The organism is Kitasatospora sp. NPDC127121 (assembly GCF_042677305.1).
GTDB lineage: Bacteria > Actinomycetota > Actinomycetes > Streptomycetales > Streptomycetaceae > Kitasatospora.
In genome coordinates, this window is the sequence record NZ_JBHXTQ010000009.1 from 29,700 (window position 1) to 51,495 (window position 21,796).

Annotated in this window: 18 protein-coding genes; 10 read left to right on the forward strand and 8 right to left on the reverse strand. The window is 71.9% G+C overall.

The window, feature by feature from the left end; genetic code table 11:
- Positions 1–94 precede the first annotated feature (94 nt).
- From pta to pyk, 3 genes are all read left to right on the forward strand, one after another.
- Positions 95–2,248, forward strand: a complete 2,154-nt coding sequence (gene pta, locus ACFVHI_RS07585; RefSeq protein ID WP_380336700.1) for a phosphate acetyltransferase — start codon at positions 95–97, stop codon at positions 2,246–2,248.
- Positions 2,245–3,459, forward strand: a complete 1,215-nt coding sequence (locus ACFVHI_RS07590) for an acetate kinase (RefSeq protein ID WP_380336703.1) — start codon at positions 2,245–2,247, stop codon at positions 3,457–3,459. Before pta ends, ACFVHI_RS07590 begins: the two co-directional genes overlap by 4 nt.
- A gap of 94 nt (positions 3,460–3,553) precedes the next feature.
- Positions 3,554–4,981: a pyruvate kinase gene (gene pyk / locus ACFVHI_RS07595; RefSeq protein WP_063347766.1), complete on the forward strand. Its 1,428-nt coding sequence runs from the start codon at positions 3,554–3,556 to the stop codon at positions 4,979–4,981.
- Positions 4,982–5,106: 125 nt separating this feature from the next.
- Here the strand turns inward: pyk and ACFVHI_RS07600 are convergent, their stop codons facing one another.
- From ACFVHI_RS07600 to ACFVHI_RS07615, 4 genes are all read right to left on the reverse strand, one after another.
- Entirely contained in the window at positions 5,107–6,567 is a 1,461-nt protein-coding gene (locus tag ACFVHI_RS07600) for a hypothetical protein (RefSeq protein ID WP_380336705.1), read from the reverse strand.
- Positions 6,564–7,205, reverse strand: a complete 642-nt coding sequence (locus tag ACFVHI_RS07605; RefSeq protein ID WP_079135618.1) for a DUF6114 domain-containing protein — start codon at positions 7,203–7,205, stop codon at positions 6,564–6,566. Before ACFVHI_RS07605 ends, ACFVHI_RS07600 begins: the two co-directional genes overlap by 4 nt.
- A 132-nt stretch (positions 7,206–7,337) precedes the next feature.
- A complete protein-coding gene (locus tag ACFVHI_RS07610; protein WP_063347768.1) occupies positions 7,338–8,000 on the reverse strand; it encodes a DUF6230 family protein in 663 nt (220 codons plus the stop codon).
- Between the two features lie 719 nt (positions 8,001–8,719).
- On the reverse strand, positions 8,720–9,712 hold the full coding sequence (locus ACFVHI_RS07615; protein ID WP_063347769.1) for a tetratricopeptide repeat protein: 993 nt from the start codon (positions 9,710–9,712) through the stop codon (positions 8,720–8,722).
- Between the two features lie 494 nt (positions 9,713–10,206).
- On the opposite strand from ACFVHI_RS07615, the gene ACFVHI_RS07620 reads away from it, so the two are divergent.
- Positions 10,207–10,767, forward strand: a complete 561-nt coding sequence (locus ACFVHI_RS07620) for a TetR/AcrR family transcriptional regulator (RefSeq protein ID WP_380336823.1) — start codon at positions 10,207–10,209, stop codon at positions 10,765–10,767.
- A gap of 60 nt (positions 10,768–10,827) precedes the next feature.
- Here ACFVHI_RS07620 and ACFVHI_RS07625 read toward each other — a convergent pair whose 3' ends face one another.
- From ACFVHI_RS07625 to ACFVHI_RS07635, 3 genes are all read right to left on the reverse strand, one after another.
- Positions 10,828–12,513 (reverse strand): methylmalonyl-CoA mutase, encoded by a 1,686-nt coding sequence (locus tag ACFVHI_RS07625; protein ID WP_380336708.1) that lies wholly within the window; start codon positions 12,511–12,513, stop codon positions 10,828–10,830.
- A 184-nt stretch (positions 12,514–12,697) separates the two neighbouring features.
- Positions 12,698–13,039, reverse strand: a complete 342-nt coding sequence (locus ACFVHI_RS07630) for a DUF3817 domain-containing protein (protein WP_063347771.1) — start codon at positions 13,037–13,039, stop codon at positions 12,698–12,700.
- A 77-nt stretch (positions 13,040–13,116) separates the two neighbouring features.
- On the reverse strand, positions 13,117–13,656 hold the full coding sequence (locus ACFVHI_RS07635) for a MarR family winged helix-turn-helix transcriptional regulator (protein ID WP_063347772.1): 540 nt from the start codon (positions 13,654–13,656) through the stop codon (positions 13,117–13,119).
- A gap of 493 nt (positions 13,657–14,149) precedes the next feature.
- On the opposite strand from ACFVHI_RS07635, the gene ACFVHI_RS07640 reads away from it, so the two are divergent.
- Positions 14,150–15,787 carry a M4 family metallopeptidase gene (locus ACFVHI_RS07640; RefSeq protein WP_380336712.1) on the forward strand — a complete coding sequence of 546 codons (1,638 nt, stop codon included), beginning with the start codon at positions 14,150–14,152 and terminating at the stop codon, positions 15,785–15,787.
- A 416-nt stretch (positions 15,788–16,203) separates the two neighbouring features.
- Positions 16,204–17,832: a M4 family metallopeptidase gene (locus ACFVHI_RS07645; protein WP_380336715.1), complete on the forward strand. Its 1,629-nt coding sequence runs from the start codon at positions 16,204–16,206 to the stop codon at positions 17,830–17,832.
- Between the two features lie 104 nt (positions 17,833–17,936).
- Here the strand turns inward: ACFVHI_RS07645 and ACFVHI_RS07650 are convergent, their stop codons facing one another.
- On the reverse strand, positions 17,937–18,248 hold the full coding sequence (locus ACFVHI_RS07650; RefSeq protein WP_371517107.1) for a DUF3817 domain-containing protein: 312 nt from the start codon (positions 18,246–18,248) through the stop codon (positions 17,937–17,939).
- Positions 18,249–18,559: 311 nt separating this feature from the next.
- Between ACFVHI_RS07650 and ACFVHI_RS07655 the strand changes: the two genes are divergently transcribed.
- From ACFVHI_RS07655 to ACFVHI_RS07670, 4 genes are all read left to right on the forward strand, one after another.
- Complete coding sequence (locus ACFVHI_RS07655) at positions 18,560–19,357, forward strand: DUF2127 domain-containing protein (protein WP_380336718.1); 798 nt, start codon at positions 18,560–18,562, stop codon at positions 19,355–19,357.
- A gap of 80 nt (positions 19,358–19,437) precedes the next feature.
- A complete protein-coding gene (locus ACFVHI_RS07660; RefSeq protein ID WP_079135621.1) occupies positions 19,438–20,076 on the forward strand; it encodes an AIM24 family protein in 639 nt (212 codons plus the stop codon).
- Positions 20,076–20,726, forward strand: a complete 651-nt coding sequence (locus tag ACFVHI_RS07665; RefSeq protein WP_063347778.1) for an AIM24 family protein — start codon at positions 20,076–20,078, stop codon at positions 20,724–20,726. The genes ACFVHI_RS07660 and ACFVHI_RS07665 overlap by 1 nt, the downstream gene beginning before the upstream one ends.
- Before the next feature lie 236 nt (positions 20,727–20,962).
- Complete coding sequence (locus ACFVHI_RS07670; protein ID WP_063351133.1) at positions 20,963–21,772, forward strand: AIM24 family protein; 810 nt, start codon at positions 20,963–20,965, stop codon at positions 21,770–21,772.
- Positions 21,773–21,796 lie beyond the last annotated feature (24 nt).

The following is a 21,796-nucleotide window of genomic DNA, read 5'->3' on the forward strand; positions in this document are numbered from 1 at the left end:
CCCGCCGGGCCGCTCTGCTCGCGGACGCCCGTTCGTGGTGCGAAGGTATGGTCGATATGGCCATATTCCGAGACGACGGGACGGAGACACCCACGTGGCGCGCAGCGTGTACGTGACCGGTATCGACCGGGGGGACGGCCGGCAGGCGGTCGAACTCGGGGTCATGGAACTGCTCACCCGCCAGGTGGACCGGGTCGGGGTGTTCCGGCCGCTGGTGCACGCGCACGCGGGAGCACCTGCCGGCCGCCGGGCCGGGGGCGAGCCGGGCTCGGACCACGTGGTGGAACTGCTGCGCGGCCGGTACCGGATCGACCTGCCGAGTTCCGAGCTGTACGGGCTCAGCTACGAGGAGGCCGCCGCGCTGCAGGCCGCCCAGGGGCAGGACGAGCTGGTCTCCACCCTGGTCGACCGCTTCCGCGCGCTGGAGCGGCGCTGCCAGGCGGTGCTGGTCCTCGGCACCGACTTCGCCGACACCAACATCCCGGACGAGCTGGCCTTCAACGCCCGGCTGGCCAACGAGTTCGGCGCCGCCGTGCTGCCGGTGGTCGGCGGGCACGCCGAGGACCCGGAGGCCGTCATCGCCGAGGTCCGCAACGCCCACCGGGCGTTCACCGACCTGGGCTGCGAGACCCTGGCGATGATCGCCAACCGGGTCGCCCCGGGCGCCAAGCAGCGGATCCAGCGCAAGCTCACCGAGAAGCTGCCGATCCCCGCCTACGTCATCCCGGAGGAGCCGGCGCTGGCCGCGCCGACCGTCGCCCAACTGGTCGAGACGACCGGCGCCGAGGTCCTGCTCGGGGACGCCGCCGGCCTGGCCCGGGACGTCCGCGGCTTCGTCTTCGGCGGCGCCATGCTGCCCACCTTCCTGGACGCCCTGACCGAGGGCGCCCTGGTCGTCACCCCCGGGGACCGCGCCGACCTGGTGATCGGCTCGCTGGCCGCGCACGCCGCCGGCGCCCCGCCGATCGCCGGCGTGCTGCTGACGCTCGGCCAGCACCCCGGCCCGAACGTGATGGCGCTGGCCGCCCGGCTCGCCCCCGGCACCCCGGTCGCGGTCGTCCCGGAGGGCAGCTGGCCGACCGCCGCGACCCTCACCCACCTGGAGGGCAAGCTCACCGCGGCCAGTCCGCGGAAGGCCGAGATCGCCCTCGGACTGTTCGAACTGCATGTCGACACGGCCGAGTTGACCAACCTGATCGAGGTCGGCCGGTCCGAACGCGTCACCCCGATGATGTTCGAGCACGCGCTGCTGGAGCGGGCCCGGGCAAGCCGGCGGCACGTCGTCCTGCCGGAGGGCACCGAGGAGCGGGTGCTGCGCGCGGCCGAGATCCTGCTGCGCCGCAACATCTGCGACCTCACCCTGCTCGGCGAGGCCGACGCGGTGCGCCGCAAGGCCGCGGGCCTCGGCATCGACCTCCCGCAGGAACAGCCGGGCGGCGACCGCGCCCAGGTCCGGATCGTCGACCCGACCACCAGCCCGCTGCGCCGCCAGTTCGCCGAGCTGTACGCCCGGCTGCGCGCCCACAAGGGGATGACCGTCGAGCTGGCGCTGGACGTGGTCACCGACGTCTCGTACTTCGGCACCCTGATGGTCCAGGAGGGCATCGCGGACGGCATGGTCTCCGGCGCGGTGCACTCCACCGCCGCGACCATCCGGCCCGCCTTCGAGGTGATCAAGACCTCGCCGGGCGCGGCCATCGTGTCGAGCGTCTTCTTCATGTGCCTGGCCGACAAGGTGCTGGTGTACGGCGACTGCGCGGTCAACCCCGACCCGGACGCCCAGCAGCTGGCCGACATCGCGATCCAGTCCGCCGCCACCGCCGCCCAGTTCGGGGTGGAGCCGCGGGTCGCGATGCTCTCGTACTCGACCGGCACCTCCGGCTCCGGCGCGGACGTCGACAAGGTCCGCAAGGCCACCGAGCTGGTCCGCGAGCTGCGGCCGGACATCCTGGTCGAGGGCCCGATCCAGTACGACGCGGCGGTGGACGCCCACGTCGCGGCCACCAAGCTGCCGGGCTCCGCGGTGGCGGGCCGGGCGACCGTGCTGATCTTCCCGGACCTCAACACCGGCAACAACACCTACAAGGCGGTCCAGCGCTCGGCGGGCGCGGTGGCGGTCGGCCCCGTCCTCCAGGGCCTGCGCAAGCCCGTCAACGACCTCTCGCGCGGCGCGCTGGTCCAGGACATCGTCAACACCGTCGCGATCACCGCCATCCAGGCCCAGGACGACAAGGAGTCGCAGGCATGAGCGATGGAACGCGCGTTCTCGTGCTGAACGCCGGCTCGTCGTCGGTGAAGTACCAGCTGATCGACATGCTGGACGGTGCCCGGCTGGCCTCCGGCCTGGTGGAGCGGATCGGCGAGCCCGGCGGGCGGCTGGTGCACACCCCGCACGCGGGCGGGCCGCGCGAGCTGCCGCAGCTCTTCCCGGACCACTCCGCCGCCCTGAAGGCCGTCGCCGAGGAGCTGGCCGCCGACGGCCTCGGGCTGGACTCCCCCGAGCTGGCCGCGATCGGCCACCGGGTGGTGCACGGCGGCAAGCGGTTCACCGAGCCGACCGTGGTCACCGACGACGTGCTCAAGGAGATCCGCCGGCTGATCCCGGTCGCGCCGCTGCACAACCCGGCCAACATCACCGGCATCGAGGTGGCCCGCGCGCTGCGCCCGGACCTCCCCCAGGTGGCCGTCTTCGACACCGCCTTCCACGCCTCGATGCCCGAGTTCTCGGCCCGGTACGCGATCGACAAGGCCGTGGCCGACGAGCACCGGGTGCGCCGCTACGGCTTCCACGGCACCTCGCACCAGTACGTCTCGCGGGCCACCGCCCGGCTGCTCGGCAAGGACCCGGCCGAGGTGAACGTGATCGTGCTGCACCTGGGCAACGGTGCCTCCGCCTCGGCGGTCGCCGGCGGTCGCTGCCTGGACACCTCGATGGGCCTGACCCCGCTGGAGGGCCTGGTCATGGGCACCCGTTCGGGCGACATCGACGCCGGTGTGGTGTTCCACCTGCACCGGGTGGGCGGGCTGTCGATCGACGAGATCGACGACCTGCTCAACCGCCGCAGCGGTCTGCGCGGCCTGTGCGGCGACAACGACATGCGCGAGATCATGCGCCGGGCCGAGGCCGGGGACGCCGACGCGAAGCTCGCCTTCGACGCGTACATCCACCGGCTGCGCAAGTACATCGGCGGCTACTACGCCGTGCTCGGCCGGGTGGACGCGATCGCGTTCACCGCGGGCGTCGGGGAGAACGCGGCGCCGGTGCGCGCGGCGGCCACCGCCGGGCTGGACGAACTGGGCATCGCGGTCGACCCCGAGCTGAACTCGGTGCGCTCCGGCGAGGCCCGGATCATCTCGCCCGCGTACGCCCGGGTGGCGGTCGCCGTGGTGCCCACCGACGAGGAACTGGAGATCGCCCGACAGGCCTTCGCCCTGGTCCACAGGCGGTCCGGGGACTGACCGAACGCCGTCTCGCCCCTCGGGATCCTTCGTTGGCGATTCCTCACGATTCGTGCCGAATGCACCTATAACACGAACGGATAGACTGATCCATATGCGCCGAGCGAAAATTGTCTGCACCCTGGGTCCGGCGACGGACTCCTACGAACAGCTGAAGGCCATCGTCGAGGCGGGCATGAACGTCGCCCGACTGAACATGAGCCACGGCAACCACGCGGACCACGAGGAGCGGTACCGCAAGGTCCGCCAGGTCTCGGAGGACACCGGCAAGGCCATCGGCGTCCTGGCCGACCTCCAGGGTCCCAAGATCCGTCTGGCGACCTTCGCCAACGGCCCGGTGACCGTCGACAACGGCGACGAGTTCACCATCACCACCGAGGACGTCCCCGGTGACCAGCACATCTGCGGCACCACCTACAAGGGCCTGCCCGGCGACGTCAAGCCCGGCGACCCGATCCTGATCAACGACGGCGTCATCGCCCTGGAGGTCGTCAGCGTCGACGGCCCGCGGGTGAAGACCGTGGTGATCGAGGGCGGCGTGCTCTCGAACAACAAGGGCATCAACCTGCCCGGCGCGGCCGTGAACGTGCCCGCCCTGTCCGAGAAGGACAAGGACGACCTGCGCTTCTCGCTGCGCCTGGGCGTCGACATGGTCGCCCTGTCCTTCGTCCGCAACGCGGACGACGTCAAGGACGTCCACGAGGTCATGGACGAGGTCGGCATCCGCGTGCCGGTCATCGCCAAGATCGAGAAGCCGCAGGCCGTCGAGGCCATGGAGGAGATCGTCCTCGCCTTCGACGCCATCATGGTCGCCCGCGGCGACCTGGCCGTCGAGTACCCGCTGGAGCGGGTGCCGCTGGTCCAGAAGCAGCTGATCACGCTGGCCCGCCGCAACGCCAAGCCCGTCATCGTCGCCACCCAGATGATGGAGTCGATGATCCACGCCTCGCGCCCCACCCGCGCCGAGGTCTCCGACGTCGCCAACGCCATCCTGGACGGCACCGACGCGGTCATGCTGTCCGCCGAGTCGAGCGTCGGCAAGTACCCGATCGAGACCGTCCGCACCATGAGCCGGATCGCCGAGAGGGCCGAGGAGGAGCTGCTGTCCCAGGGCCTCCAGCCGCTCAACCCGGGCCGCAAGCCGCGCACCCAGGGCGGCTCGATCGCCCGCGCCGCGTGCGAGCTGGGCGACTTCCTGAACGGCCAGGCGCTGGTCGCGTTCACCAAGTCCGGTGACACCGCCCGCCGCCTGTCCCGCTACCGTTCGCCGATCCCGGTGATCGCGTTCACCCCGGACGTCGCCACCCGCAACCAGCTCTCGCTGAGCTGGGGCGTCGAGGCGCACGTCACCGAGCAGGTCGGGTCCACCGACGCGATGGTCGCCCAGGTCGACCGCGAGCTGCTCAGCATGGGCCAGCTCGCCGAGGGCGCGACCGTCATCGTCACCGCCGGCTCGCCCCCCGGCATCCCCGGCAACACCAACATGGTCCAGGTGCACCACCTGGGCACCCGGGGCGAGTAACACCCCCGTGGCACCGACGCCCGTGGGGCGGTCCTCCGGTGGAGGGCCGCCCCACGGGCGTTCTCGCGACGTCGCCGCCGCCGTGGCGCGGCTGCCGGTCGCCCACTCGTCGCCGTACGGCGCGTCTACTTGTCGCTGTACGGCGCGTCGTCGTTGAACAGGCGCATGCCGGGGATGGTCAGCGTGCCGCCGAACTGGCCGGCCTGCTTGGCGGTGACCCCGGTCAGCTCCAGGTCCAGCGGGATCGGGATCGAGCCGATCAGGTCGTACAGCCAGCGCGGCAGGGTGTCCGGGGTGAGCGTGATCTCGCCCAGGTCGATCGGGATCGGCAGGCCGAGCACCTTGGAGAGGTGGCCGGACAGCCGCTCCACGTACATCGTGACCGGGCCCTTGCGCATGGTCGAGGTCGAGCCGGGGGCGCCCTTCACGTGGAAGGTCTTGCCGTTGCCCTGCAACGTCGACATGTCGAGGTTGTCGATGTCGACGGTGTCCACCACGAACTTCAGCACCCGCTTGGTGCCGGTCGGGGTCCGCACGTCGTAGACGCCGTGGAAGGCCGCGCCATGCAGCGCCAGCCGGCTGGTCGCCAGCGTCCAGTTCTGCTGCGGGACGACGTCCCCGGTGGCGGGCGCGCCGGCGGTCAGGCCGCTGGTGTCCACCGCGCAGTTGGGGTTGGCGCTCGGCGAGGACGACGGGGTGTCGGTGGCGGCCCCGGACGGCGTGGCGGGGGCCGTCTTCGGGCTCGCCTTGCCGCTCGGCTTCCCCGTGGTGGCGCCGGCCGGGCCACCGGCGGCGGGGGCCGTCGCGGCGGGCGAGGTCTGGTCGCCCGCCGGGGTCTGCTCGCCGCTGCCGGCGGCGGGCGGCGGGGTGCCGGGCTGTGCGTCGGCCGGGGCCCCGGTCGTCGGGGCCTGCGGCTGGGCCGGCGTCCCGGCGCGCGGGGCCGGGGCGGCCGGCGCGGGGGCCTGGGTGGTGGCGGGCGCGGGGGTGCCGGTCGACTTGGCGCTCGGCGTCGGGCTCGGTGAACCACCCGGGTCCAGCAGGTGGTTGACGCCGCCCAGGACGTCGTCGATCAGCCCGGCCCGGTGGACCGTGTCCGAACCGCCGGTGGCGGCGGAGCGGGCGGCCGACGGCGTGGTCGCCGGGGTGGTGGCCGCGCCGGTCGGGGCACCGGTCGGCGTCGCGTCGGCGCTCGGCGTACCGGCCGGCGCGGAGGGCTGCTGGGTGGGCGCGGTGGTCGGCGTCTGGGTGGGGATCGCGCTCGGCCCCGTCGAGGGCCCCGTCGAAGGCGCTGTGGAAGGCACCGTCGAGGGCGCCGTGGACCGACCGGGCGGTGGCTCGGGCAGCTCGCTCTTGGGGACGGGCGTCTCCAGCGGCGCGACGTCCGGCACGGTGGCGGGCGCGGTACCGCAGGGCTTGCCCGCCGTGGACTCGGCGACGGCCGGGTTGGGGGTGTACGCGGCGGCCATCAGCAGCGCCGTCGGCACCGCGGCCATCGCCAGCGCGCGGCCTCTCAGCCGGACCCGGACGGGTGTGCGCGGCGCCGCGTGTCGACCGGCGCGCTGCGGTTGGTCCTCCGACGCGCTCACCGCGCCTCCTTCGGGTCCACGGCGACGGCCTGCTCGTTCGACACGGCCTGTGCGGGCAGCTTCGCGGTGGGCGCTTCGGCGGCCGCGGGCTCCGTGGCGACGCTCCCGGCGACGACCGCGGTCTCGGCGACGGCGGCCTCGGAGGCAGGGGTTTCGGAGGCGAGGGCCTCAGGAGCAGGGGCCTCGGTGGCGACGCTCGCGGCGACGGCGGCCTCGGCCGCCTTCGGCTCCGGCAGCGGCGCCCAGGACGCCATCAGACCGCCGCCGATCAGACCCGGCAGCAGCGCCAGGCCGAACCCGGCCAGGTTGGAGACCGGGATCGAGACCAGCGTCAGCAGGGTGGTGGCGACTCCCGCGAAGACCCGCACGGTCGGCTGGAACCACGCGGTCAGCCCGAGCACGATCAGCAGCACGCCGATGATCAGCGATCCGGCGCCCGCCGTGGTGGCCATGGCCACCGTCATGCCGCCCAACGAGAGCTTGGCGTACGGGAAGTACATGATCGGGACGCCGGCGATCATGGCCAGCAGGCCGCCGTAGTACGGCCGCGTCCGACGGAAGGTACGGAACACCCGGCGCAGCCACTGGACGGGGTTCTCGTGCTCGGCGGGCCGGAATGAGGCAAGGGCGCTGGACACGGTGCAGCTCCTCGATGGTGTGAACGAGGGATGGACGAGACACGGGATCCGGCGACGGCACACGCGCCGCCACCGGTCCCTCAGGTGCCGTCGGGGCGGCGGACCGGGCCCGGTCCGCCGCCCGTCAACGGCCTAGTAGCACTCGCCGGTGCCGTCGGTGTGCAGCGCGAGCTTCAGGCCGGGGAGCTTGAAGGTGCCGGCCGAGGTGGCCCAGGCGGTCTGCTGCACGTTGTACAGGTCGGCCTTGTCGGCGGCCTGGGCGAAGCCGGTCGCGCCGGACGGCAGGCCGCCGAGCTTGGACTTCCAGCCCTGGGTGGCCTCTCCCTTGAGGGTCGAGGCGTCCTGGCCGATGTTGATGTTGGTGAACTCGGCGTCCGCGTTCAGCTGGTCGAGGTCGATCAGCAGGTTCTTGGCGTAGACCTGCTTCTTGACGTCGTCGCTGTTGCCCGCCTCCAGGCGAAGGACGATCTTGGGCAGCTTCCACGGCAGGCCGGGGATGACGTTGGGGTCGGTCACCACCGACTGGCAGAGGCCCTTGATGGTGGCCTCGTCGAAGGCCGAGACGGCGACCGGGTGCGGAGTGCCGTTCACCTCGGCGTCGATCGAGCCGAACTGGGCGAAGTTCTTGCCGTGCAGCTCCGGCGTGGTGACCTTGAAGCTCTGGCCGGAGACGCTGAACGAAGCCGCCAGCGCGTTGTTGGCCATGGCGGCGCCGACCATCGCGGTGGCCGCGATGCTCGGCACCATCACCAGGGCGAAGCGCTTCCAGCGGGTCTTGCCGTAGGTCTGGGACATGCGAGTCCTCCTTCTAGGACGTACATCTCCGGCTCCCCGGCGGCGCGCCCGCGCCGGTGGGGGACTGGGATGGGAGAGAGCTACGTCCTCGGTAGCGGAGAGCGCCTTGGGCGTCGTCGGACGCGGGAGCGGCCGGCACACAGCGGCACTCCCGTCCCTCCACCGGCCGTCCTTGCGGGGCGGCGGGCAGGACCGACGACATCGGCGATCACCCCCGAGCGACAACCAGCGACCGCGCAGGGCCGCGCGGCCGGTCGAAGGACAGGAACCGCCGTGGGACCGCGGATACCCCCCTGCCCTCCCTACCGCCGACCGGGGCCGGCGGATCACCCGGTGGGGATCCCGCGCTCCACGTGGCCGACCGGATCGGAGGGTGTGGAGTCAGGGACCGGGCGTCGCCGATCGTGCTCGAATCCCGGGCGAAGCACAAGAGGTTCCTTACTGACGGGTAATGCAACACCGGGCGGCGTTGACCGCGGAATCGGCGCGGCATGCACCGTGCGTGACGTCATGAAGGAAACGTGACGAAGAAATCCGCCGGAAACACGAACGAAACACCCGTGGACAGTCACCAAGTGTGACTGTCCACGGGTGTTGTCAAGATTTGGTAAACCTCTGTCCGGTTGACCGGATTGTCGCCAAATCACCCGGCGACACCGCAGGTCATCCGCCGTGCCAGGATCCGCCCGGGACCGGCCGGGCCCGGACCGGAGGGGGCGTCAGAACAGCACGCGTGCCAGCGCGGTGCGGGCCGCGGTGACCCGCGGGTCCTCCGGGCCGATCACCTCGAACAGCTCCAGCAGGCGCAGCCGGGCGGCGTCCCGGTCCTCACCGGCGGTCCGGCCGACGGTGTCCACCAGCCGGCCGAAGGCGTCCTCGACGTGACCGCCCACCAGGTCCAGGTCGGCCGCCCGCAGCTGGGCCTCGACGTCCTTCGGGTCGGCCGCGGCCGCGGCGCGGACGGCCTGCGGGTCCACGCTCTCGATCCGCTGCAGCAGTTCGGCCTGGGCGAGGCCCAGCCTGGCCTCGGTGTTGCCCGGCTGGTCGGCCAGCACGTTCCGGTAGGCCTGGACGGCGCCGCCCAGGTCGCCGCTGTCCAGCGCGTCGTGCGCGGCGGCCAGGGCCGGGTCCTCCGGCCGCTGCGGGGCGGCGTCCGGCGCCTCGCCCGGAGCCCCGGCGCCACCGACCACGCCGAAGCGCTGCTCGGCGACCAGGATCAGCTGGTCCAGCACCTTGCGGACGTTGGCCGCGCTCTCGGCGCCCTGGAACAGCGGCACCAACTGGCCGGCCACCACGGCCATCACGGCCGGGATGCCCTGGATGCCGAACTGCTGGGAGATCAGCGGGTTGGCGTCCACGTCGATCTTGGCGAGCACGAACCGGCCGGCGTACTCCTCGGCCAGGCCCTCCAGGATCGGGCTGAGCTGCTTGCAGGGGCCGCACCACTCGGCCCAGAAGTCGATGACGACCGGCACTTCGGTGGAGCGCTGGACGACCTCGGACTCGAAGGTGTCCTCGGTGACGTCGATGACGAGCGCGTAGGCGGACTGCTCGGGGGCGACTCCGGCCGCTTCGTCGGCGGCCGCCTGGCGGGCCCGCTCGACCCGGGCCTGCTCGGCCTTCTGGGCAGCCTCGCCGGCTGCCTTCACTGCGGCGAGGTCGACCGCACCGCGCAGGGCGGAGCTGTTGAGACGCGAATTCCGTGGCTGCATGGCACCATCCTCCCCCGTCCGCGCCGCCTGCGGGCAACCAACCTCGGGAAAGTCGCCCCGCGCGGGCCGCGCGGCGCGGATTCCCGGGCGCGGTGGCCCTCCCCCGGTAGCCTGAACCGTTCGGCGCGGATCCCCACCCGCGCCCGCGCCGCCCCGTCCCACGGGTGCGGCGCCTGGTTGTCACTGCTTTCGCTACGAGTCGTAGCGTAACTGGAGCCGGGGTCCCGGCCGCAAGCCCCACCGGCGGTTCCGCGACGTGACCTGCCCCACTTTCCGGGGCGGCCCGGCTGCCCGAACGGGCGAACAGCCGCTACCGTTACCAGCCCCACCCATGTTACTCACCAGTAGAGCGCAAGGAGGCCCGGTTGCCGGCCCCCCAGCCCCCCGCGAACCCGGACGTCACGGGCCCGGAGACCGCGGACGGCCCCGCCCCCTCGGCGGGTGCCACGACCAGGGCCAAGGGGCGCCCGCGCAGTGCCGCCGCCGACCGCGCCATCCTCGACGCCACCCGCGAGGCCCTCGCCGAACTCGGCTGGGGCGGGCTGACCATGGGCCACGTCGCGACCCGCGCCAAGGTCGCCAAGACCACCCTCTACCGCCGCTGGCCGTCCAAGAACGAACTCGTGGTGGACGCCGTCGCCAGCCTCTTCGACGACCTGGTGATGCCCGACCTCGGCAGCCTGCGGGCCGACATCGAGGCGGTGGTCGCCCAGTTCGCCGACCTGCTGGCCCGCCCCGAGACCCAGGCCGCGCTGCTCGCGCTGTTCGCCGAGGGCACCCGCGACCCGCACCTGCGCCGCCGGATCCGGGAGGCCATCGTCGACCCGCAGAAGCGCCTGGTCCGGCAGGGCCGGGCGGCCGCCCAGACGCGCGGCGAACTCGCCCCGGACGCCGACCCGCGGACGGCCCGCGAGGAGATCGACATCATCTTCGACACCATCGCCGGGACGGTCGAGCACCGCGTCCTGGTCAGCGGCGAGCCGATCACCGCCGACTGGACCCGCCGCTTCACCAACCTGCTGCTCGGCCCCTTCCCCAGCCTGCTGGGCGACTGAGCGCATGGCGAAGCCGCCCCGCACGAAGAAGCTCCGTACGGGGCGGCCCACCGGCACGTCCTAGAAGGACGCGTTCTCCCGGTACGTCCCCCACTCCTCGCGCAGCGCGTTGCAGATCTCGCCCAGGGTCGCCTCGGCGCGCACCGCGTCCAGCATCGGCGGGATCATCGACTCGCCCGAGCGCGCGGCCGCCAGCATGGCGTCCAGCCCGGCCCGCACCGCCGCCTCGTCCCGGGCCTCCTTGCGCTCGCGCAGCACCCGCACCTGCTCGCGTTCGACCTCGTGGCTGACCCGCAGGATCTCCAGTTCGGGGGTGACGCTGCGCGGGTGGCAGTTGACGCCGACCACGCGCTTGTCCCCCTTCTCCACCGACTGCTGGTACTGGAAGGCCGCCTCGGCGATCTCGCCGGTGAACCAGCCCTCCTCGATCCCGCGCAGGATGCCGGAGGTGATCGGGCCGATCCCGTGGTCCTCGCGGCCCTTGTCGAGGATCCGCTGGAAGATCGCCTCGGCCTGCTGCTCGATCCGGTCGGTGAGCGCCTCGACGTACCAGGAACCGCCCAGCGGGTCGGCCACGTTGGCGACGCCGGTCTCCTCCATCAGCACCTGCTGGGTGCGCAGGGCGATCTCGGCGGCCTGCTCGGAGGGCAGCGCCAGGGTCTCGTCCAGGGCGTTGGTGTGCAGCGAGTTGGTGCCGCCGAGCACCGCGGACAGCGCCTCCACGGCGGTGCGGACCACGTTGTTGTACGGCTGCTGCGCGGTCAGCGAGACGCCGGCGGTCTGGGTGTGGAAGCGCAGCCACTGCGCCTTGTCGGTCTTGGCGCCGAAGCGGTCGCGCATCCAGCGGGCCCAGATCCGGCGCGCGGCGCGGAACTTGGCGATCTCCTCGAAGAAGTCCAGGTGCGCGTCGAAGAAGAAGGACAGGCCGGGCGCGAAGACGTCCACGTCCAGGCCCCGGGACAGGCCCAGTTCGACGTAGGCGAAGCCGTCGGCGAGGGTGTACGCGAGCTCCTGCGCGGCCGTCGCCCCGGCCTCGCGGATGTGGTAGCCGGAGACGGACAGCGGCTTGTACGCGGGGATGCCCTGGGCGCAGTACGCCATCAGGTCGCCGATCAGCCGCAGGTGCGGCTCGGGGGCGAAGAGCCACTCCTTCTGGGCGATGTACTCCTTGAAGATGTCCGTCTGCAGGGTGCCGTTGAGCACCGCCGGGTCGACGCCCTGGCGCTCGGCGGCGACCAGGTACATGCAGAAGATCGGGACGGCCGGGCCGCTGATCGTCATCGAGGTGGTGACCTCGCCGAGCGGGATGCCGTTGAACAGCGCCTCCATGTCGGCGGCCGAGTCGATGGCGACGCCGCAGTGGCCCACCTCGCCGAGCGACTTGGCGTCGTCGGAGTCGTAGCCCATCAGGGTGGGCATGTCGAAGGCGACCGAGAGGCCGCCGCCGCCCGCCTCCAGGATCATCCGGTAGCGCTCGTTGGTCTGCTGCGCGTTGCCGAAGCCGGCGAACTGGCGGATGGTCCAGGTGCGGCCCCGGTAGCCGGTCGGGTGCAGCCCTCGGGTGAAGGGGTACTCGCCCGGCCAGCCGATCCGCTCGAAGCCCTCGACGGCCTGCCCGGGGGCGGGCCCGTACATCGGCTCGACCTCGTCGCCGGACAGGGTGGTGAAGTCCGCGTCCCGCTTGCGGGCGCTGTCGTACCGCTGCTGCCAGCGCTGCCGTCCGCGCTCGATCTCCTCGGCGTCCATGACCCCGAACTCCGCTCCGTACGGCCGCCACGGCACCGGGGCGGCACAGCTATTAGGACGTCCTACTAATTTACTCGGGCGTCCTAGTAGCTGTCGATGGATGCCGGGGTCGAAACGCCGGGGGCCGCAAACGCACAGCGCCCCTTCCCCCGCGGGGGGAAGGGGCACTCGCCGGGGCGTCGGATCAGACGCCGGCGGGCTGGCGGGCGTCGCCGCCGGCCGGGAGCCGCTCGGCGGCCTCGCGGACCACCTTGCGCTCGAAGACGAAGGAGGCGAACGGGATGCAGCCGGCGGCCAGGGTCAGGATCATCCGGCCGAGCGGCCACTTCAGCTTCTGCCCGAGCAGGAAGGTCACCACGAAGTACCCGATGTACAGGTAGCCGTGCAGCATCGCGACGTACGTGGTCAGGTCCTCGGCCGCGTCGAAGCCGTACTTCGCGACCATGAAGCCGCAGAACACCAGCAGGGCCACACCGGTCGCAATGGCCAGGGCCCGGTACCAGCCCAGCAGGGGGGTCGCCTTCATACTCTTCATCGCCTCGTTCGGCAGGGATCGACCGGTACGCCCGGATCCGCGCACCGCTCCCACGAGGGTAGCCGTCCTCACGGCCGCTCCGGCGCAGCCCCCTCGCCGCGGTCGTCGGTGAAGTCGCCGGCGGCGATCCGCAACGGCCTGAGCAGTTCGAACACCTGCCGACACTGCTCGGTGTCGTACTCCTCCAGCCCGAACTCCATCGCCATGAGTTCCCGGGTGGCCTCCTCGACCGTCTCGCGGCCGCGGCCGGTGATCGCGGCGAGCACGCCGCGGCCGTCCAGCGGGTTGGGGCGGCGGGCGACCAGGCCGGCCCGCTCCAGCCGGTCGACGGTGTTGGTGACGCTGGTCGGGTGGACCATGAGCCGCTCGCCGATCTTGGACAGCGAGAGCTCGCCGGTCCGGCTGAAGGTCAGCAGCACCAGCGCCTCGTACCGGGCGAAGGTCAGCCCGTACGGCTTGAGCACCGCGTCGACCCGGGAGAGCAGGATCTGGTGGGCTCGCATGATCGAGGTGATCGCCGCCATCGAGGGGACCCCGCCCCAGCGGCGGGTCCAGAGCTCGTCGGCGCGGGCGATCGGGTCGAAGTCGAGGGCTAGGGGCTTGGGCACCTCCTTACCGTACCGGCGGACGGGACGGGCGCTACCAGCCGTCCTGATGGTGGACAAGCGCGACGCGTGGCGGGAACCCGCCAAAAGGGCGGCCAGGTCCATACCAGGACATTGCACCGGTGTGAATGCACGGCAACGGGAGCGGGGCGCAGCGGAGTTGACGGCCGATCGGTCCGCAGCCGCACTATCAGGCCTCGGTTCGGATGGTAACCCGCTGAAAGGCAGGGTGATTCGCACCTTTTGTCCGCCCGTTCACAATCCTTCCGGCTGGCGGGACTTGGCCAATTCATGAGCAAGACCTGTCATTTGATTTGCTCGATTGTCATGCTTTCCGCCAACCCCGTCCGGTAGCCACCACCCCCACCCACCGGTGGCTCGCCGCTCGACCGCACGGGGTCCGCACGTCAGCGCCCGTCCCGCCCCTCAGGTGCCGACCCCGGCCCCCGGGACGAGGCGCGACCGCCCACACGCGGTTACCCGGAAGGACTCGTCCGTGAAGCGAAAGCTCGCAGCAGTCGCCGTACTCTCCGCCACCGCCCTGCTCACCGGCGTCGTCCAGGTGAGCACCGCCGCCCAGGCCAGCCCGATCCCCGCGGCGCAGGCGCAGGCCGCCGAGCAGCACGCGGCGGCGCTCGCCCTGGCGGGCGGCCAGTCCGGCCCGCTGGCGAAGGCCCTCGCCCTCGGCGGCCAGGAGCAACTGGTGGCGAAGGACGCCGTGGTGGACCAGGACGGCACCCGGCACCTGCGCTTCGAGCGCACCTACGCCGGACTGCCCGTGCTCGGCGGCGACCTGGTCGTCCACCAGAACGCCCGCGGCGCGGTGCAGTCGGTCGACAAGGCGATCTCCGCACAGGTGAGCCTGTCGAGCCTGGCCCCGCAGATCCCGGCCGACAAGGCCGCCGCGCAGGCCACCGGCGCCGTCCAGGCCACCGTCGGCGTCGCCGCGGACAAGGACGAGTCCCCGCTGGCGGCCGTGCACCAGACCGGCAAGGCCGAGCTGGTGGTCTGGGCGAGCGACGGCAACCCGCGCCTGGCGTACCGGACCACCGTCGAGGGCGTGCGCGCCGACGGCACCCCCAGCAGCCAGCTGCTGGTCACCGACGCCGCCACCGGCCAGGTGCTGTCCACCCACGAGCAGGTGCAGACCGCCTCCGGCACCGGCAAGGGCGTCTTCGTCGGCAGCGTCCCGCTGACCACCACCCAGAGCGGCACCTCGTACCAGCTGAAGGACGCCACCCGCGGCGGCCAGTCGACCGTCAACCTGAAGAACAAGACCTCCGGCACCGGCACGCTGGTCGCCAACTCGACCAACGCCTTCGGCAACGGCCTGGCCTCCAACAGCGAGTCCGCCGCCGTGGACGCCCAGTACGGCGCGGCCGCCACCTGGGACTTCTACAAGAACACCTTCGGCCGCAACGGCATCAAGAACAACGGCGTCGGCGCGACCAGCCGGGTGCACTACGGCTCCAACTACGTGAACGCGTTCTGGAGCGACGCCTGCTTCTGCATGTCCTACGGCGACGGCAGCGGCAACACCCACCCGCTCACCGAGATCGACGTGGCCGGCCACGAGATGAGCCACGGCGTCACCTCCGCCACGGCGAACCTCAACTACTCCGGCGAGTCCGGCGGCCTCAACGAGGCCACCTCCGACATCTTCGGCACCATGGTCGAGTTCTACGCCAACCTGCCCTCCAACCCGCCGAACTACTGGATCGGCGAGCTGATCAACCTGAACGGCGACGGCAGCCCGCTGCGCTACATGGACAAGCCCAGCAAGGACGGCGCCTCGGCGGACTCCTGGTACTCGGGCGTCGGCAACCTCGACGTCCACTACTCCTCGGGCATCGCCAACCACTTCTTCTACCTGCTGTCCGAGGGCAGCGGTGCGAAGAGCATCAACGGCTTCAGCTACAACAGCCCGACCTCCAACGGCTCGGCCGTCACCGGCATCGGCCGGGACAAGGCCGCGCAGATCTGGTACCGCGCGCTGACCGTCTACTTCACCTCCACCACCAACTACGCGAGTGCCCGCACCGGCACCCTGAAGGCCGCCTCCGACCTGTACGGCGCCACCAGCGCCGAGTACAAGGCGGTTGCGGCCGCGTGGAGCGGCGTCAACGTCAACTGACGTACGGCGCACGGTGACAGGACGTCCGGGGCCTCCGCGGAAGGCGGTCCCGGACGTCCGCACACCCCCTTGCGCGCCTACCCTCCCCCGCATGCCCGCTCCGCTCCCCGGGTGGCGAAGTCCCGCCAGCCGGACGAACCGCCCGTAGCGGGCACTGGGCGGCAGCCGAACCATCCGCACCAGCACTGGCGGATCCCGGCCAATTCCTGTCCGTGGTCTGTCATTTCCTGCCATCGATTGTCATGCTTCTGCCCAAGCCCCGTCCGACATCCGCCACCCCCACCCATCGACGGATCGTCAGGTACCGCACGGGAGCAGCACGTCCGCGCCCTACCGCCCCAACGGCGCCAACCCCGGCGCCCCGGTACGCGGCGCAACCGCGCGCACACGCGGTTTCGTGGAAGGAACCCCCGCACGTGAAGCGAAAGCTGACAGCCGGCGCCGTACTCTCCTCCACCGCCCTGCTCGCCGGCGTGATCCAGATCGCCATCGTCCCCGCCGCCCAGGCCGCCGCCCCGTCGCCGGAGCAGCAGCGCGCGGCGCTGCTCGCGGTGGCCGCCGGGCAGAGCAGCCCGGTCGCCCAGGCCCTGGCCCTCGGCGGCCAGGAGCGGCTGGTGGTCAAGGACGTCGTCGCGGACGCCAACGGCGAACGCCACCTGCGCTACGAGCGGACCTACGCCGGCCTGCCGGTGCTCGGCGGCGACCTGGTCGTCCACCAGCGCGCCGACGGCTCGGTGGACTCGGTCGACCGGGCCTTCGACGGCAGCCTGTCGCTGCCGAGCCTGGCCCCGGGCCTCGCCGCCGGGCAGGCGGCCGAGCGGGCCACCGCCGCGGTGCGGGCGACCGTCGGAACGGCCGCCGACGAGGACGAGGCGGCGCTCAGCCGGGTCGACGGCGCGGGCGCGGCCGAGCTGGTGGTGTGGGCGGCCGACGGCGCGCCGCGGCTGGCCCACCGCACGGTGGTCCGCGGCGAGCGGGCCGACGGCACCCCGAGCAGCCAGCAGGTCGTCACCGACGCCGCCACCGGCGAGGTGCTGTCCACCCGCGAGCAGGTGCAGACCGCGACCGGCACCGGCAAGGGCGTCAACGTCGGCACCGTCACGCTGACCACCACCCAGAGCGGCTCGACCTACTCGCTGAAGGACGCCACGCGCGGCGGCCAGTCCACCACCGACCTCAAGGGCGCCACCTCGGGCAACGGCACGCTGTTCGCCAAGACCAGCAACTCCTGGGGCAACGGCCTGGCCTCCAACCGCGAGTCCGCCGCCGTGGACGCCCAGTACGGCGCCGCGGCCACCTGGGACTACTACAAGAACACCTTCGGCCGCAACGGCATCAAGAACAACGGCGTCGGCGCCGCCAGCCGCGTCCACTACGGCTCCAACTACGTCAACGCGTTCTGGGACGACTCCTGCTTCTGCATGACGTACGGGGACGGCTCCGGCAACACCAACCCGCTGACCGCGATCGACGTCTCCGGCCACGAGATGACCCACGGCGTCACCTCCGCCACGGCGAACCTCAACTACTCCGGCGAGTCCGGCGGCCTCAACGAGGCCACCTCCGACATCTTCGGCACCATGGTCGAGTGGTCGGCCAACCTGCCCGCGGACCCGCCGGACTACCTGATCGGCGAGAAGCTCAACATCTTCGGCAACGGCAAGCCGCTGCGCTACATGGACAAGCCCTCCAAGGACGGCAGCTCCGCGGACTCCTGGTACTCGGGCGTCGGCAACCTCGACGTCCACTACTCCTCGGGCATCGCCAACCACTTCTTCTACCTGCTGTCCGAGGGCAGCGGCGCCAAGGTGGTCAACGGGGTCAGCTACAACAGCCCGACCTCCAACGGCTCGACGGTCACCGGCATCGGCCGGACCAAGGCGGCCGCGATCTGGTACCGCGCGCTGACCGTCTACATGACCTCCACCACCAACTACAAGGCCGCCCGCACGGCGACCCTGAAGGCCGCGACCGACCTGTACGGCGCCACCAGCACCGAGTACAAGACCGTGGCGGCCGCGTGGAGCGGCGTCAACGTCAACTAGCCACCCCTAGCCACCCCCGGTAAGAAACGGCGACAGGCTGCCGCGGCCCTTTGGGAGAGGAGGCCGCGGCAGCCTGTCGACCGTCGCGCAGTGGGGGTGCGTCCCTACGCGGTGGCCGGCTTCAGCTCACCGCGCTCCTCCTTGGCGAGCATCCGCTCGGCGAAGAAGCCGCCGGTGGGCAGCACCGAGAGGACGAACAGCAGCACGCCGCGCTTGGCGTCCCACTTCTGCGCCTGCCAGGCCTGGATCCAGAAGACGACGTACAGGATGAACAGGATCCCGTGGACCATGCCCATCACCGGGACGCCGTCGAAGGACGTGGTCCGCTTCAGCACGGAGCAGATCAGCAGCAGGATGAACGAGACCCCTTCGGGGCCGGAGACCAGGCGCAGGCGGTGGACGGCGCTGCTGTTCACGATGGGTACCTCAATACGGGGGTCGGCGGCGGACCTGCTTGTGAAGCGACTCACAAGCCTTCCGGCCATTATCACCGAGCACCTGTCCGAAGCCCCGGCCGGGGTGGGCACCGTGCCCGACGTCACAGCCGCCGTGTCCGGCCCCGGCGCCACGGCCGTCGCGCCCGACCCCACGGCCGTCGTGTCCGTGTCACAGCTGTGCGCCAGAACCCGGCGGGTCGCGCCGGCCCGTCACCCGCTGCCCCTATCCTGCTGCCCGCGCCCGACGCACCGGGCGCCGTAGACATCGGACGACCGGGGGTAGCGACCACATGTTCAAGCGGGACTGGGACCGAAGGACCTGCGCCAAGCGCGGCCACACCACCTACGCACCGACCGAGCCCGAGCTGGCCGCCCGGCTGCACGCCGCGACCGCCCTCGGCGACGCCTGGCGCTGCCTGCGCTGCGGCGACTTCGCACTCGGCGCCCCGCACGGCTCCGGCCCGGCGCAGGACGCCCCGCTGGTGCCGCGCGGCAAGGCGCTGCGGGACCTCTTCATCCTGCGCTTCCTCGCCGTCGAGCGGGTGCTGCGCGGCCTGCTGATCATCATCGTGGCCTGGGCCGTCTGGAAGTTCTCCAACAGCCAGGACGCCGTGCACCGGGTGTTCGACGAGAACCTGTCGGTCTTCCGGCCGGTCACCGACCACTTCCACTGGGACCTCGAACACTCCCCGATCGTCGACACCATCCGCAAGACCTTCGACTACAGGAAGAGCACCCTGCTGATCGTCGCGGGCGCGCTGGTGGCCTACGCGCTGATCGAGATCGTCGAGGCGGTCGGCCTCTGGCTGGGCAGGCGCTGGGCCGAGTACCTCACCGTCGTGGCCACCGCCGCCTTCCTGCCGCTGGAGGGCTACGAGCTGAGCGAGCACGTCAGCGCCGTGAAGATCGGCACGCTGGTGCTGAACATCGCCGCGGTGCTCTGGATCATGCTGTCCAAGCGGCTGTTCGGGCTGCGCGGCGGTGTGGTGGCCTTCGAGGCGGAGCGCCACTCGGCCTCGCTGCTGGAGGTCGAGGAGGCGGCCGGCGCCGTCCCGCACGCCGCTCGGGGGGCGCACGCGCGGGCGTGACCGGCGCGTTTGTCGCAGACCGGTACCAGTTCCGCCCCCGCCCCTCCCCCTGCACCGGCCGCGCCCGCTAGATTGCGGCCGTGGCACAGTTCAGACTCCAGGGATCCCGGGTACTCGCCGTCGAGTTGGCCGGCGAGGCCGTCAAGGCCAGACACGGCTCGATGGTCGCCTACACCGGCCAGATGAGCTTCAAGAAGCTGACCGGCGGCGGGGACGGCCTGCGCGGCATGGTCGCCCGCCGGCTCACCGGCGAGCAGATGACCGTCATGGAGGTGAAGGGCCAGGGCACCTGCTACTTCGCCGACAAGGCCACCGAGATCAACCTGGTCCGGCTGAACGGCGAGACGCTGTTCGTCGAGGCGGACAACCTGCTCTGCACGGAGGGCTCGCTGCGCACCGGCACCACCTTCACCGGACTCAACGGCATGTCCTCCGGCAACGGCCTCTTCACCACCAAGGTGGAGGGCCACGGCTGGGCCGCCGTCACCTCGAACGGGCCCGCGATCATCCTGCGGGTCGGCCAGGGCCAGCCGCTGCGGGTGGACCCGGGCGCCTACGTGGCGCACACCGGCAGCCTGCACCGCAGCCTGAAGTCGGGCGCGGGCTGGACCACGGTGATCGGCGAGGGCGGCGGCGAGGCCGTCCAGGTGGAGTTCACCGGAGAGGGCCTGGTGTACGTGCAGCCGTCGGAGAAGGTCACCATCGGGGGCGACGTCTGATGGGCTTCACGAAGATCAACGGCAAGATGGTCGAGGCCGTGGTGCTGCCCGGACAGCGGCTGTTCAGCCAGCGCGGCGCGATGCTCGCGTACACCGGGGACGTCCGCTTCACGCCGAACATCACCGGCGGGCAGGGCGGCGTGATGTCGATGATCGGCCGCCGGGTGGCCAACGAGGACACCCCGCTGATGACCGTCGAGGGCCAGGGCCGGGTGATGTTCGGCCACGGCGGCCACCACGTGCACGTGATCGACCTGGCCGGCGACACCCTGTACGTCGAAGCGGACCGGTTGCTGGCCTTCGAGGGCACGCTGCGCCAGTCCACCATGTTCATGGGCTCGCAGGGCGGGGTGATGGGCATGGTCCGCGGCCAGGTCACCGGCCAGGGCCTGTTCACCACCCAGCTGGACGGCAAGGGCTCGGTCGCGGTGATGGCGCACGGCGGCGTCTTCGAGCTGCCGATCGTCCCGGGCCAGCCGGTGCACGTCGACCCGCAGGCGTACGTGGCGCACCGTGGCCAGGTGCAGAACAAGCTGTCCACGGCGCTGGGCTGGCGCGACATGATCGGCCGCGGCTCCGGCGAGGCCTTCCAGCTGGAGCTGTCCGGACAGGGCGCGGTGTACGTCCAGGCGAGCGAGGAGAAGCTCTGATGTCCTACCCGCCGCAGCCGCCGTACGGGCAGTCGCCGTACGACCAGCCGACCCAGCCCGGCTTCGCCGCCCCTCCCCCTCCGGGCTACGCGCCGCCGCCCGGCCAGGGCCACCCGCCCGCGCAGGGCTACCCCCAGCAGGGCTACCCCCAGCAGGGCGGCTACCCGCCGCCGCCTCCCCCGCAGCAGCCCCAACAGGCCTACGCCCAGGAGCAGTTCGGCGGCCCGCAGGCCCCGCTGCCGAACGCGCACGGCGGCTCCGGCCCGGTGGTGCACGACGCGTACAGCCTGCCTGTGAACGACAACGTCAACCCGTACGCCTACTCGGTCGACCTGAACGGCTCGTACTTCCTGCAGAAGGGCAAGATGGTCGCCTACTACGGCGACATCACCTTCAAGGGCGTCGGCGCCGGCATGCTGGACCGGGTGATCGGCCAGCACTTCAACTCGCCGATGCACGCGGCGGACTGGGTCGTCGCCCAGGGCCGCGGCAAGCTGCTGCTGGCCGACCGGGCCTTCGACCTCAACTCCTACGACCTGGACGACGGCAACCTGACCGTCCGCTCGGGCAACCTGCTGGCCTTCGACCCGTCGCTGCGGCTCAAGCAGTCGATCATCCCGGGCTTCCTGACCCTGATCGGCACCGGGAAGTTCGTCGCCGCCTCCAACGGGCCGGTGCACTTCGTCGAGCCGCCGATCCGGGTGGACCCGCAGGCGCTGGTCGGCTGGGCGGACTGCCCGGCGCCGTGCCACCACTACGACCACGACTACATGCACGGGCTGATCGGCGGCATCCGGCGGCTGACCGGGCTGGGCGGGGCCTCCGGCGAGGAGCACCAGTTCGAGTTCATCGGCGCCGGCCAGGTGCTGCTGCAGTCCAGCGAGAAGCTGATGGCCGAGCGGTCGGTGGGCCAGGTGGACGCCGAGGCGGGCGTGCCGGTGGGCGGGGTGCCGTCCCAGCCGGCGGCGTCGGGCCACGGCGGGGGCAACCTCAACGTGCCGGGCCTCGGCAATCTGGGCGATCTGGGGCGACGTTTCGGCCTGTAAACTTGTACAATATTGAACTAAATA

Excerpts from the sequence above, each read along its gene's own strand:
- ACFVHI_RS07590 (WP_380336703.1), top strand. The coding sequence starts at position 2,245 with ATGAGCGATGGAACGCGCGTTCTCGTGCTGAACGCCGGCTCGTCGTCG.
- pyk (WP_063347766.1), top strand. The coding sequence starts at position 3,554 with ATGCGCCGAGCGAAAATTGTCTGCACCCTGGGTCCGGCGACGGACTCC.
- ACFVHI_RS07610 (WP_063347768.1), bottom strand. The coding sequence starts at position 8,000 with ATGTCCCAGACCTACGGCAAGACCCGCTGGAAGCGCTTCGCCCTGGTG.
- ACFVHI_RS07615 (WP_063347769.1), bottom strand. The coding sequence starts at position 9,712 with ATGCAGCCACGGAATTCGCGTCTCAACAGCTCCGCCCTGCGCGGTGCG.
- ACFVHI_RS07625 (WP_380336708.1), bottom strand. The coding sequence starts at position 12,513 with ATGGACGCCGAGGAGATCGAGCGCGGACGGCAGCGCTGGCAGCAGCGG.
- ACFVHI_RS07630 (WP_063347771.1), bottom strand. The coding sequence starts at position 13,039 with ATGAAGGCGACCCCCCTGCTGGGCTGGTACCGGGCCCTGGCCATTGCG.
- ACFVHI_RS07655 (WP_380336718.1), top strand. The coding sequence starts at position 18,560 with ATGTTCAAGCGGGACTGGGACCGAAGGACCTGCGCCAAGCGCGGCCAC.
- ACFVHI_RS07665 (WP_063347778.1), top strand. The coding sequence starts at position 20,076 with ATGGGCTTCACGAAGATCAACGGCAAGATGGTCGAGGCCGTGGTGCTG.